Annotated in this window: 12 protein-coding genes, 1 pseudogene and 1 riboswitch; of the genes and pseudogenes, 7 read left to right on the top strand and 6 right to left on the bottom strand. The window is 52.2% G+C overall.

The window, feature by feature from the left end; translation table 11 throughout:
- The first annotated feature begins 41 nt into the window (after positions 1-41).
- Together DQM29_RS16345 and DQM29_RS16340 are read left to right on the top strand one after the other, a co-directional pair.
- Positions 42-686: a CPBP family intramembrane glutamic endopeptidase gene (locus DQM29_RS16345; protein ID WP_111742135.1), complete on the top strand. Its 645-nt coding sequence runs from the start codon at positions 42-44 to the stop codon at positions 684-686.
- Between the two features lie 111 nt (positions 687-797).
- Positions 798-1,373: a hypothetical protein gene (locus tag DQM29_RS16340; RefSeq protein WP_111741656.1), complete on the top strand. Its 576-nt coding sequence runs from the start codon at positions 798-800 to the stop codon at positions 1,371-1,373.
- A gap of 73 nt (positions 1,374-1,446) precedes the next feature.
- On the opposite strand, the gene DQM29_RS16335 is transcribed toward DQM29_RS16340, so the two are convergent.
- From DQM29_RS16335 to DQM29_RS16315, 5 genes and pseudogenes are all read right to left on the bottom strand, one after another.
- A complete protein-coding gene (locus DQM29_RS16335; protein ID WP_111741655.1) occupies positions 1,447-2,286 on the bottom strand; it encodes a class I SAM-dependent methyltransferase in 840 nt (279 codons plus the stop codon).
- Between the two features lie 395 nt (positions 2,287-2,681).
- Positions 2,682-3,068, bottom strand: coding sequence for a hypothetical protein (locus tag DQM29_RS16330; RefSeq protein ID WP_145960383.1), 387 nt, complete (start codon positions 3,066-3,068; stop codon positions 2,682-2,684).
- 153 nt (positions 3,069-3,221) lie between these two features.
- Positions 3,222-4,129, bottom strand: a pseudogene (gene eamA, locus DQM29_RS18840) (O-acetylserine/cysteine exporter).
- Positions 4,130-4,278: 149 nt separating this feature from the next.
- Entirely contained in the window at positions 4,279-5,727 is a 1,449-nt protein-coding gene (locus DQM29_RS16320; protein WP_111741653.1) for a dihydrolipoyl dehydrogenase, read from the bottom strand.
- 149 nt (positions 5,728-5,876) lie between these two features.
- Entirely contained in the window at positions 5,877-6,608 is a 732-nt protein-coding gene (locus DQM29_RS16315) for a glutathione peroxidase (RefSeq protein WP_111741652.1), read from the bottom strand.
- A gap of 160 nt (positions 6,609-6,768) precedes the next feature.
- On the opposite strand from DQM29_RS16315, the gene oxyR reads away from it, so the two are divergent.
- From oxyR to DQM29_RS16300, 3 genes are all read left to right on the top strand, one after another.
- Positions 6,769-7,686: a DNA-binding transcriptional regulator OxyR gene (gene oxyR / locus DQM29_RS16310; RefSeq protein WP_111741651.1), complete on the top strand. Its 918-nt coding sequence runs from the start codon at positions 6,769-6,771 to the stop codon at positions 7,684-7,686.
- Positions 7,687-7,788: 102 nt separating this feature from the next.
- On the top strand, positions 7,789-8,424 hold the full coding sequence (gene fabR, locus DQM29_RS16305; RefSeq protein WP_111742134.1) for an HTH-type transcriptional repressor FabR: 636 nt from the start codon (positions 7,789-7,791) through the stop codon (positions 8,422-8,424).
- Between the two features lie 20 nt (positions 8,425-8,444).
- Entirely contained in the window at positions 8,445-8,813 is a 369-nt protein-coding gene (locus tag DQM29_RS16300) for a YijD family membrane protein (RefSeq protein WP_111741650.1), read from the top strand.
- Between the two features lie 72 nt (positions 8,814-8,885).
- On the opposite strand, the gene trmA is transcribed toward DQM29_RS16300, so the two are convergent.
- The gene (gene trmA / locus DQM29_RS16295) at positions 8,886-9,989 is read right to left on the bottom strand and encodes a tRNA (uridine(54)-C5)-methyltransferase TrmA (RefSeq protein ID WP_111741649.1); all 1,104 of its coding nucleotides are present in this window, start codon (positions 9,987-9,989) and stop codon (positions 8,886-8,888) included.
- 123 nt (positions 9,990-10,112) lie between these two features.
- A riboswitch (cobalamin riboswitch) is annotated at positions 10,113-10,323 on the top strand.
- 70 nt (positions 10,324-10,393) lie between these two features.
- On the opposite strand from trmA, the gene btuB reads away from it, so the two are divergent.
- Together btuB and murI are read left to right on the top strand one after the other, a co-directional pair.
- The gene (gene btuB, locus DQM29_RS16290) at positions 10,394-12,241 is read left to right on the top strand and encodes a TonB-dependent vitamin B12 receptor BtuB (RefSeq protein ID WP_111742133.1); all 1,848 of its coding nucleotides are present in this window, start codon (positions 10,394-10,396) and stop codon (positions 12,239-12,241) included.
- A gap of 23 nt (positions 12,242-12,264) precedes the next feature.
- Positions 12,265-13,056: a glutamate racemase gene (murI, locus tag DQM29_RS16285; RefSeq protein WP_111741648.1), complete on the top strand. Its 792-nt coding sequence runs from the start codon at positions 12,265-12,267 to the stop codon at positions 13,054-13,056.
- Positions 13,057-13,100: the final 44 nt, after the last annotated feature.

The following is a 13,100-nucleotide window of genomic DNA, read 5'->3' as shown; positions in this document are numbered from 1 at the left end:
TTGAACTCGCCTGTATTTGGCAGGGACAGTCAGCGAGCAATATGAATAATCAACTGGATAGAGCGCACCATACCTTCTTTTGCCTAGCGGCGTTCGTCTGCTGGTATGTCCTTTCTTACGCTGCGCTGCTGATACCCGGCTATAGCTCGCTTTATCAGTCGGGGCTGGCGGTGGTGGTGATGCATCTTTGCCTACTGTTGCCGTGTGCGCTGATTTTTTGGCATCAGTATTCAAAGCGCTACTTCTTTTTACCTTTGGGACGGCTAGCATGGCGCGATCTGCCAATGCCGATACTGGCGCTGTTTGGATTAGTGGTGGTTCATGCTCTGTTTGGGCGAGCTGAACCTTGGATAGGTGAACTGCCGGCCTATTCTCCGATGGTAAAAGTGGCGCTGGCGATAACGTTCGTTGTTTTAGCGCCTATCAATGAAGAGATTATCTTTCGGGGGCTGCTGCTAAACGCCAGCATTGGCTGGGGACCGCATGCGAAAACGGCGGGCATTGTCTCGACGTCTTTAATTTTTTCTCTCATCCACTCTCAGTATGTGATGCCGACGACGTTCGTATGGTTATTTATTTTCTCAGCGATGCTCTGTGTCGTTCGGATCCATACGCGCGGGCTGATTGTACCGATTATCCTTCACGGGATGTTTAACGGTTTGAGTGCTGCCGCTACGCTGCTGTAGGTTTTTCTTAGTCAGCGAGTGTAGGCATGTCGTTTGAATACTCAGCCTTATTTTGATATACCCTAACGCATTCATTCATCAATATTTGCGCTGAAATAGCGGGATAACGATATGTCTTCGCCAGACGAAATAGACACAACGGAAAATATCACCCTGAATGATGCGTTTCGCCAGTTGGATATTGGCGAGCTTGAAAACCTTGGCAAAGATGATTTCATCCTTGTCGGGCTGTATGTGCAAGTCTATAACTTTATGGACTTTAATATTCAGCGCCTGTACGCGTTCCTTTCGTCAATGCCCTCTTTTAATGCGCCAAAGATCAGCGGCAAGCTGTCTATACACCGTATGATTGACGCCATAAAGGACAACTGCGCTCCCTATATGACCGAGAAGGCGCTGAACGCGTTTCGAGCCGATTTGGACGAGATTAAGCGCTGCCGCCCTCAGAGAAACCTGCTGGCGCACTTTGCCGCCAAGCGGCTCCCGAATAGAGACGCTATCGTGCTGTTAAACGCCAACCCTACTGACTATCGTAACATCCTGAAGACGCCCGGCGCAGTCTCCTACACGGTGCAGGAGCTGTCCAATTTGCGCAGCCTGATTGACCATATGCAGAAATATGAAAAGCGACTGGCGGTAACCTGCTCAGCTCTTATCGACACGATCGTTCGATTGCGGGAAGAGTAGAAGGTAGGGGAAGGCGTTATGACTACTGTGAACATCCTTCCCCTCCGGTTTTATTCCCTTGCTGTCGAAGTTGTTACGACAGCCTTCCACAAAGAGCAAACAGCCTGTTGGTGAATCCTTCTCCTACCGGCCATTCGGTATCCTGCAGCTGAAAGACGTCGCTAAAACCCGAGCTGTTTAGCATTTCCAAATACTCTTTGTTTTCCCAAGCCTGCATATGACTGGTAAAAAAAGCCACTTCAGAATGAGCGTCGATAACCCACCAGGCGGTAGAGGCTATCGACTGCTGTTCATCCCAGGCGCTCTCGGTTAGGAGCAGGTGAGGGCGTTCTGAAAATAGCCCGGTTGGCAGTGTCTCCCACGTAGGAGCCTGCTGGCCCTGACGATAAACCTCATCCCATGCGTGGACTTCGATCAGTAGTTGACCGTTTGGCGTGAGCCAAGAGGCAGCCTTTTGGATTAACTGCACAGCGTCGCTTCGCCGAAAGACGTTCAGTTCGCCAAAGGTCATCATAATGAAGTCGTAACGCCCCTGTGGCGAAAAGCTTCTTACGTCTTCGCAGCAATAGTCGATAACCAGAGCCTCTTCCTGCGCTCTTTTGCACGCGTAGTCGATAGCCGCTGGGGAAAAGTCGACGCCGCTGCACCGGTAGCCGCGTTGAGCCAACGCCTGTAAGTACAGGCCGGGGCCACAGCCGAGGTCGAGAATGTGAGACGTCGGCGGAAGGTGACGGGCTATCCAGTCAGCGTGCTGTCCGATAATCGATGCGCGGCGACTGGCCCAGTCGTGTTCCTGACTGAGGTGGTTTTTGAGCATGCGGGCGCTGAACTCAGGTTCGTTCCAGGGGATTTTACCACTTCCTGAGTCGACGGTAAGAAGAGGCCTGCGGTAAATCAGATCGCTGAGGGGCATGAAGGTATTCCTTGTATGTCTATTCTGTACTGCTATTTATCTCGGTGAGTCGCCGAAATTTAGGGAGCACAAAATCCGATACGAAGGAGAAAAGCGGTGTGCGCAGTTCATTACTTAAAAGAAGACACGAGTGAACAAGGCGTACCGGAATTTTGTGCAATCAAGTTCCGCTGCCGATCCGCCTGAGCGTTCAGCAAGGGAATTAACGTGGGCGCATTACGCGGCAACGTTTATTGATTTGACAAAATCTGCAATAGGCCAGCCTTGATAGAGGTTAATAGGGAAAAATAAAGCGAGCCTAATGTAATGGAAAGGGTTGTAAGAGGCGAGGCAAGATTTTTTAAGGTGTGATATAGCGCTCAACCCCACCCAAGGGTGAGGTTGAATGCGGTGAGTTATTTAACAGGAGAAGGTGCTAGGGGTGCATCCTGAGTAGAAGGCGCTAGAGGTGTATCCTGCTGTTGGGGAAGACTGTAAATGAACTTTATGCGCGAATATTTGTTTTGGAGCTCTTTTCGGGCGTCTGTTCCGGTCATTTTGTGTTCTTGTACCTGTAGCCTTAGCTGGTTGGCATAAGCCATGATATTGATTGTGCCACTGCCGCGGCTGATTTTTGGATCAAGGCTAACCATGGTGTTCATACAGTTAACGTAGCCTACGTAGGCTTCCGGATCGGGATTGGCTGCGTCGCACTGATTGTGGTATTGCGTCAAGATGGAGTATTTAGAGGCGCATCCGGCTATAGACAGCACGGTCAACGCTAAAATGGCCATTTTCTTCATAGAGATCCCCAGTATCATTGATTTTTTATTGAAACTATTTTCATTGATTATATCTCTATAGTTTTAATAACAAAAAGCAATCATTTTGCCGCGCTTCAACGTGAGGCGCGGCTGGCAGAATAAACGGTATTTTTGAAGGTGAAACGGCGAATTTTAGTTTGAAGAGGCCTTTCGCATACGGTAGCGGATCTTTAGGCCAAACACGTTAATGTACAGGCCCGCCATGACCAGCGCCGCTCCTGAAATTTGAGTCAGGGAAAGCGTTTCGTCTAAAAACAGCGCGGCGCTTGCCATACCCACAACGGGAACTAACAGCGACAGCGGCGCCACTCGCCAGGTTTCATAGCGCCCCAGCAGCGTTCCCCATAGGCCATAGCCAACGATAGTCGAAAGAAAGGCCAGATAGACGAGAGAGAGCACCGTTGTCATATTAATGGCGGCCAGACTTTGCTGGATGGTATCTATCCCTTCAAACAGGTAGCTGGCAATAAAGAACGGCACGATGGGCACCAGCGCGCTCCAAACGACGAGCGACATGATTGGCGGGCGTTCAGGCAGCAGCATGATCTTTTTATTAAAGATGTTGCCGCTTGCCCAGCAAAACGCGCCGCCCAGCGTAAGTAAAAAGCCGACAACGGTCACCGATTGCCCATCGCTGACGCTGCCTTCAATCAGCACCAAAATACCGACGATCGCCAGCGCAATGCCGATAAACTGCTTAGCCTGTAGACGCTCTCCAAACGCCAGCGCACCGAGAATAATAGTAAAAAAAGCCTGAGCCTGAAGCACCAAAGAGGCTAGTCCCGCGGGCATGCCGAACTTGATAGCGCTAAACAGAAACGCAAATTGGCCGAAGCTAATGGTTAATCCGTACCCTAAGAGAAGAGATAGCGGGATCTTTGGGCGAGGAATAAAATCATTGCGGGAACGGCAACCAGCAGGAAGCGCAGACCGGCCAGCAGCAGCGGCGGCATGTTCTGGAGACCCATTTTTATAGCGACGAAGTTAATACCCCATATCACCACCACCAGTAGCGCCAGCAGTCCGTCTTTACGCGTCATTGTTTTCTCGAATTTTTATAGGCAAAGAAGAAATGTATCGAGGTAAAAAGAGTTTGTATAGTTGACGGAGACAATATTATCGAAGGCTTTGAGACTTGGGGGGACTTCACCTGTACGCGCTGGGCGCACAGGTGAAGGAGCAGAGGAAGTTAGTCCCCGGGGCAGCGCTGGCAGCGTTCGGTCTCGGCATCGCCCAGTCGTAGCTTGGCGTGAAGATCGCGTAGAGCAGTTCTCAGCCCCTCTTCAACAACCGGGTGGTAAAACGGCATGTCCAGCATTTGACCGATGGTCATCTGCTGCTGGTGAGCCCAAGCCAACAGATGGCCGATATGCTCAGCATCAGGGCCAATCATTTCCGCACCGAGGAAGCGGCCGGTGCCCTGTTCGCCATAGACGTGAAGCATGCCTTTATTACGCAGCATAACGCGAGAACGCCCCTGGTTTTCAAAGGATACTTCTCCTACTTCAAAGCAGCCACAGGCGCTGAACTTCTGGCTGAGTTCACGATAGGTCGACCCTACCATCGCGATTTGCGGATCGGAGAAGACAACCGAGAGTACACTGCGGCGCAGGCCTGGCGATACTTCTGGATATGAGCCTGCGTTTTCACCGGCGATGCGCGCCTGATCGCTGGCTTCGTGCAGCAGCGGTAGCTGGTTGCTGGCGTCGCCGGCCACAAAGATGTGCGCCACGCTGGTTTGCATCGTTTGAGAAGACGCGACGGGCACGCCGCGGGCATCCAATTCCAGCGTGGTATTTTCTAACCCGATATTGTCGACGTTGGGGCGGCGGCCCGTTGCGGCCAACACATAGTCAACGGTGATTTCGCGGGTTTGACCCTCTTTATCCAGGTAGCGGATAAATACGGCGTCGCCGCGGCGCTCCATGATTTCAACCTTTGCATCCGGATCGAGATAAAACTCTTGGTTGATGGTCTTTTCTGCATACTGGCGAATGGCTGCATCTGTCAGTGGACCAACCGCGCCGCCGACGCCAAACATGGTGACGTTAACGCCAAGGCGGTGCAGCGCTTGGCCAAGCTCAAGGCCGATAACGCCGGGGCCGAAGACCGCTACGGAGGAGGGCAAGTCGTCCCAGCTAAATACGTCGTCATTAATAATCAGGCGATCGCCTAGCGAGTTCCACGGAGCTGGCCAACTGGGGCGAGAGCCGGTGGCGATAACGATGCGTCTGGCAACGATGCGGGTGTGGTCGTCAACCTGAAGGGTGTTGTTATCAAGGAATTTGGCATAGCCTAAAATTTTGTCCTGAGAGGGGATTTCATCAACTCCCTCTAGCACAAAACCAACGAAACGATCGCGTTCGCGCTTGACGCGATCCATGACTTCGCGACCGTCAATTCGGATTTCTCCCGTCGTGTGAACGCCGAACTGTGGCGCTTTTTCAATCTCGTGTACCGCTTCTGCGGCGGCGATGAGCAGTTTGGACGGCATGCAGCCCACGCGAGCGCAGGTGGTGCCGAACGGACCCCCTTCGATCATCACGACGCTGGGGGTAAAGCGCTTTGCCGAACGATAGGCGCCAAGGCCTGCGGTCCCTCCGCCGATAACGGCGACGTCAACCTGTAATTCTTTCATTCTGTTGAGCTCCCTGAGATAAAAAAAAAGGGCGGACCGAAGTCCGCCAAAACTTACCATTGGCTAACTAAAAATAGACAGGAGTTACTCTCTTCAACCCGCCGAACAGGCCTGCGGGCGTCAATATCACATCATCGATCTGGGTACTGCTAGGCGGCGAGGTAGCTTTCTAAATCGTCGCTGCCGCCGATGTGGCGTCCACCGATATAAACCTGCGGTACGGTTGAGCGACCGCTGACAGCGCGCAGGCTGACGGTGGTGGCGTCGGTGCCGAGGATAATTTCTTCATACTGCAGGCCGCGATCTTGCAGCATTTGCTTGGCCTTAGAGCAGAACGGGCAGCCCGGCTTGGTAAACAGGGAGATAGACTCCTGCAGCTTGCAGTCCGGTGCTAGGTACTTCAGCATGGTGTCTGCGTCAGAAACTTCAAACGGGTCGCCCGGCTTATTGGGTTCGATAAACATTTTTTCGACCACGCCGTTGCGAACCAGCATGGAATAGCGCCATGAGCGAGGGCCAAAGCCTAAGTCTGCCTTCTCGACCAGCATATCCATACCTTTAGTGAATTCACCGTTGCCGTCGGGAATAAAGGTGATGTTTTCTGCGCTCTGTTCGGATTTCCACGCGTTCATGACGAAGGTGTCGTTAACAGAAACGCACAGAATGCTGTCTACGCCGTGCTGTTTGAACACTGGCGCCAGTTCGTTATAGCGCGGCAGGTGGCTGGACGAGCAGGTCGGCGTAAAGGCGCCTGGCAGGGAGAACAGAATAACGGTTTTGTTGGCAAACAGTTCATCTGTAGTGATATCGACCCAGCGGTCCCCCTGACGAGTATGAAAAGTAGTTTGCGGTACGCTTTGTCCTTCGCGGGAAGTAAACATGGATGTCCTCATAAGCCTGTTGATTTAGCGGCGCATTTTTTTGCTGCCGTACGTCATGTTTTCGTTGATGTGGATTATCCATTTGATAGTTTAATAGGTATAATCGTTAGTCACTATTCTATCTATTGACACTTTCTATCTTAAGATAAGGGACAGGGCTATGAATATTCGAGACTTAGAATACCTCGTCGCGCTCTCAGAACACTGTCATTTCCGGCGGGCGGCGGATTCTTGTCACGTTAGCCAACCGACATTGAGCGGTCAGATTCGCAAGCTGGAAGATGAGCTTGGCGTTATGCTGCTTGAGCGCACCAGCCGCAAAGTGCTGTTTACACAGGCGGGCATGCTGTTGGTAGATCAGGCCAAGAAGGTACTGCGGGAAGTGAAAGTGTTGAAGGAAATGGCCAGCCAGCAGGGTGAGACCATGTCCGGGCCACTGCATATTGGGCTGATTCCCACTGTTGCACCCTACCTGCTGCCGCACATTATTCCGATGCTGCACAAGTCGTTTCCCAAGCTGGAAATGTACCTGCACGAAGCGCAAACCAAAGATCTGCTGTCTCAGTTGGACAGCGGCAAGCTCGACTGTGCAATTTTGGCGCTGGTAAAGGAGACTGAGTCCTTTATCGAAATGCCGCTATACGACGAGCCGATGTGCTTAGCGATTTATTCCGATCACAAGTGGGCAGATCGCGATAAAATTATGATGTCAGAGCTCTCCGGCGAGAAGCTACTGATGCTGGAAGACGGCCACTGTCTGCGCGATCAGGCGCTGGGGTTCTGCTTCCAGGCCGGTGCGGACGAAGATTCTCACTTTAGGGCAACCAGCCTTGAGACGCTGCGCAACATGGTGGCTGCCGCCAGTGGTATTACGCTGCTGCCTCTGTTGGCTACGCCGTCGGAGCGTGAGCGCGATGGCATTTGCTATTTGCCCTGCTACAAGCCAGAGCCTAAGCGTACGATTGGCCTAGTATATCGCCCAGGTTCGCCGCTGCGCGCTCGCTACGAGCAGCTGGCGGAAAGTATTGCCAAACATATGCCTAGCGTTATTGAGTCAGAACAGAAAAAAACGGCATAGGTTGCTAAGCATTTCTTGTCGTTTCTGAGTCAAATAGAGCGCAGGTTTGTTGATATCCGCAAGCCGTTTGCCGGAGCGGAATAAGTAAGGAATCAAGACGTGATAGGCGTCAGAGCACTACAAAAAGAGCGGACGCGTCGCTCTCTTATTCAGGCTGCATTTAGTCAACTCAGCGCGGAGCGTAGCTTTGCCAGCCTGAGCCTGCGCGAAGTGGCGAGAGAGGCGGGCATTGCGCCTACGTCTTTCTATCGCCACTTTCGCGACGTTGACGAACTGGGTCTGACGATGGTGGACGAAAGCGGGCTGATGCTGCGCCAGCTGATGCGGCAGGCGCGTCAGCGCATTGCCAAGGGCGGCAGTGTGATCCGCACTTCTGTGTCCACGTTTATGGAATTTATCGACCATAACCCCAACGCCTTTCGCCTGCTGCTGCGGGAGCGCTCTGGCACGTCTGCGGCGTTTCGTGCCGCCGTTGCCCGAGAAATCCAGCACTTTATTGCTGAACTGGCGGACTATTTAGAGCAGGCGAACCAAATGCCTCGCAGCTTTACAGAGGCGCAGGCTGAAGCCATGGTGACGATTGTATTCAGCGCCGGTGCAGAAGCGCTGGATATTGACGTAGCCCAACGTAACCAGCTGGAAGAACGGTTAGTCTTACAGCTGAGAATGATTTCTAAAGGTGTTTACTACTGGTATCGCCGGGAGCAGGAAAAGGGCACGGTGCCCGTTTCGCTATGAGTCAATGAAGGAGAGCAGTTATGACAGAAAAAACGAAAAAAGAGTTCGGCCCACTGCTGATGGCGTTTATCGCCGGTATTTCCCTTAACGGTTCTTTTAACGCGCTGTTTGATTCCGTTATTACTTTTTCCATTTTCCCGCTGATTGCGCTCGGTTTTGCGGTCTATTTCCTGCATCAGCGCTATGTGTCTCAGCCGATGCCGGAAGGCATGCCGTCTCTTGTCGTTTGCTGTTTCCTGCTTGGGCTATTCCTATACAGCGCGGTGATCCGCGCTCAGTATGCAGGCATGGGATCAAACTTCCTGCTGACGATTATCTGTGTGGCGTTAGTGTTCTGGATTGGCCATAAGCTCGGCGTGCTGAAACCAAAGGCGAAGGTTACGGAATAAACGCTGATTAGATTCGTGATAAAGATTGGCGATGAAGGCCCTGACAGCGTCAGGGCTTTTCTGTTTTTATCGTCAGGCGATTTTTTCCAGCAGTACGCCGCTTTCCATATGATGGGTGTACGGGAACTGATCGAATAGAGCTAGATGAACAACGCGATGCGTTTCGCTCAGCGTTTTCAGGTTGTCACACAGTGTCTCAGGATTGCAGGAGACGTAGAGAATGCGCGGATATTCCTGTACGAGTTTAACGGTTTGTGTATCAAGCCCGCTGCGAGGGGGATCGACAAAGATGGTTTCACAGCGATAGTCCGTTAAATCGATTCCCTGCAGGCGGTTAAATTCCCGCACTCCCCGCATGGCCTGAGTGAATTCTTCCGCAGACATGCGAATAATCTGAATGTTATCAATGTGGTTAACCGCAATGTTGTACTGCGCAGCGGCGACGGACGGTTTGGCGATTTCGGTAGCCAACACGCGCTCGAAGTTACCCGCCAGCGCCAGAGAGAAGTTGCCGTTACCGCAGTAAAGCTCCAGCAGGTCGCCGCGAGAGCCTTTGGTAATGCGCTGTGCCCACTCCAGCATGTGTACGTTGACTGCCGCATTTGGCTGAGTGAAGCTGTTCTCTGTTTGGCGATAAACGATCTCTTTACCGCTGACCGTCAGGCACTCATCAACGTAGTCCCTTTCCAGACAAATCTTTTGCTTTAACGCCCGGCCAATGAGTTGAAGGTTGAATCCTTGCTTTTGTAGGTTTTCGCGAAGAGCTACGGCGTACTGCTGCCACTCTTCGTCAAGCTTGCGGTGGTACAGCAGAGAAACGATGACTTCACCGCTGACTGTTGACAGGTAGTCGATTTGAAACAGCTTGTAGCGCAGAGAATGATGGGGCCTGATTTCATTGAGCAGGGTAGGCATGAGCCGATTTATCAGCTCGCTGGCGGCGGGAAAACTGTTAACCCGGATGCGCTGCTTGGTCTCACGGTCGAACATCACGTGATAGAGGTCGTCCCCTTCGTGCCAGATATGAAACTCTGCCCGCATGCGGTAGTGGCTTTTCGGTGAAGCGAAAACTTCCGGTTTTGGCGCGTTGAAGGGCGCCATCATAGCGATCAGGCGATCGGTCTTTTCTGCCAGTAGGGCGTCATAGCTTTCAATCGGGAGTGTTTCTGGCGTCATCGGCGTCTCGGATTGATGCGGTTGAAAATAGGGTTAAGGCGGCATTGTAGGACATGATCCGACGATGTCTAGCCTTTAGGTCAATTTTAAGGAAATAGCAGTCTAGACATCTATATTAACAAAATGTAGCATGTGTGGTCCGGTCTGAATGAAGCCTTCACGGCTTCTACGTGAAAAGGGAATCTGGTGAAAATCCAGAGCTGACGCGCAGCGGTAAATAGAACGATGGCAACCGTATCGGCTAACGCTGGATACAGACACTGTCTTTGAGATGGGAAGTCGTTGACCACCAATGTTCTTAAGCCCGAAGACCTGCCGGGATCCTGTCGCATGGAAAACAGCCGTCGCGTACTACGCGCTGTCTTTTTGCGGCATCCTGCAACTGAAGTTGGATGCTTTATTTTATGTCTATAAAAAAGAGAATGTTACTTGCCTCGCTTCCGGCGCTGGCCTTTTCAGCATGGGCGGATGACGACGCACAAACGATGGTGGTGACGGCAAATCGCTTCCCGCAGCCGGTATCAACCGTGCTTGCTCCCGTGGATGTTATCAATCGCGATCAGATTGACCTCTGGCAGTCAAAAAGCCTGACTGACGTTTTACGCCGCCTGCCCGGTGTCGATATCGCTCAAAACGGCGGGCGCGGCCAGGCGGCCAGCCTTTACGTGCGCGGTACCGAGTCCCGACACGTTCTGGTGCTGGTGGACGGTATTCGTCTCCCCATATCGGGCATTATGGGAGCGGCAGACTTTAACCAAGTGCCGATTTCTCTGGTGCAGCGCATCGAGTTTATTCGCGGGCCTCGCTCGGCGGTATACGGTTCTGAGGCCATCGGCGGCGTCATTAACATCATTACCACCCGCGATAAAGACGGCGGCCAGATTGAGACCGGCGTTGGTTCAAACCACTATCAGCTGTATGACGGCAGCATTCGCCACACCTTTGGTGAGAAAACGACGATTACGGCAGCCGGTGCGTTTGAAGATTCGCGCGGATTCAATATTCAGCCAGCTTCTTCCTATGCGCCCGACAGCGATCGCGACGGGTTTAGAAGCAAGTCGCTGTGGGCAGGGATCGACCAGCAGTTTTCCTCACAGTTTTCCGGTTTCCTGCGCGCTTACGGCTATGGCAACAATTCGGAATATGATGGCAGTTATGGTGACGAGCGCCAGCTCTATAGCCGTAACTACGATTTGGGGCTGCGTTTCCTTGAGGGAGGTTTTTCCTCTCAGCTTATTGCCAGCTACCAGAGATACAAAGACTACAACTACGATAGCATCAAAGGCCGCTATAAAGACGGGACAACCCTTGACGACATGACGCAGCGTAACGTGCAGTGGGGTAACTCGTACCACTTTGACAACACGGTACTGAGCGGAGGTGTGGACTGGCGACAGGAGAAGCTGGAGTCGTCCGATAACTATACTTCCGATCGCTACAAGCGTGACAACACCGGTTTTTATCTGACTGGACAACAGGGGATCGGTCAGTTCCTGTTTGAAGGCGCAGTGCGTACCGACGATAACGAAGAGTACGGCTGGCATGAAACCTGGCAGGCGGCTGCGGCGTGGGAATTTATTCCTGCTTATCGCCTGACGCTGTCTTACGGCACCGGTTTTCTTGCGCCAACGCTGGGACAGCAGTATGGATCCGATCGCTTCTATATTTCGTCCAATAAAGATCTTAAGCCAGAAGAGTCTCGCCAGTGGGAGATTGGGCTAGAGGGCGATACCGGACCGCTGAACTGGCGCCTGGCGGCCTATCGAAACAAGATAACCAACCTGATTGGCTATGAGTCGGATCCTGTTACATGGGAAGGGCGTTACTACAACATTGAGTCGGCGACCATCCGAGGAATAGAGTGGAACGGTTCATTCAATACGGGGCCGGTTGAGCATAAGATCACGTTAGAGTACCTCGATCCGCGTCGCGATAAAGACGACGAAGTTCTGGCGCGGCGCTCTAAGCAGAAAGCGAAATATCAGCTGGATTGGAATATGTTTGGCCTAGATATGGATGTATCATATCAGTATTACGGTAAGCGATATGATAACAACACGTCTGCCTATGCCAGTCAGCAGAAGCGGCTGTCTAGCTACAGCACGGTTGATGTCTCGGTCGCCTACCCGGTTACTGAGCAGTTTACCGTGCGTGGCCGGGTAGCTAACCTGTTTGATAAAGAGTATGAAACGGCCAGCAACTATGAAACCGCAGGGCGAGAGTACTATCTCACTGCAAGCTATACCTTCTAGCGATGAAAAAAGGAGCATCCCCTATGCCGACTGCACTGGTATTTGATTCTGGCGTGGGGGGGCTTTCGGTCTACCGGGAAATCCGGCAGTTAATGCCGGATTTATCTGTCATTTATGCGTTTGACAACGCGGGCTTTCCCTACGGTGAAAAGAGTGAATCCACTATAGCTCAGCGGGTTGTGGCGATGGTGGAAGCGATTTGTCGTCGACATTCCATTGATATCATCGTGGTTGCCTGTAATACCGCAAGCGTAGTTGCTCTATCGGCGCTGCGTGAACGGATGAGCATTCCCGTAGTGGGCGTTGTGCCCGCGGTTAAACCTGCAGCCAGATTAACTCGTAACGGCGTTGTCGGGCTGCTGGCAACCAACGTAACGGTGAATCGCCCGTATACTCACGACTTAATTGCGCAGTTTGCACAAGACTGCCGCATTGAGCTGATGGGAGCCAGCAGGCTAGTCGAAATGGCTGAAGAAAAGCTGCACGGTGGCGCAATAGATACCGATGAGTTAAAGGCTATTTTATCGCCCTGGTTCACGTCTAGCACTCAGCCGGATACGATCGTATTGGGCTGTACCCACTTTCCTCTACTAAAAGAGGAATTAGCAGCCGTCTTGCCAAAAGGCGTCGTTATGGTGGACTCCGGCGCGGCCATTGCGCGAAGAGTTAAATCGCTGCTGGAAGAGCTTGGTGCTCAGTGGGGTGAACGCCAGCCGGGAATTGCATACTGTTCAAGAAAGAATGACGCGACGGAGCGCCTTTTACCTGCGTTACGTCAATTCGGCTTTGAGTCGCTACAGGAACAGGCTATTTAGCTGCCGGTTGGTTAAACAATCGGCAGTTGAGCAAGTTTTTAAAA

The sequence above is a fragment of the Leminorella richardii genome, from assembly GCF_900478135.1.
Lineage (GTDB): Bacteria > Pseudomonadota > Gammaproteobacteria > Enterobacterales > Enterobacteriaceae > Leminorella > Leminorella richardii.
Note: the sequence above shows the minus strand (reverse complement) of the source record. Positions and strands in the feature narration are given on the sequence as shown.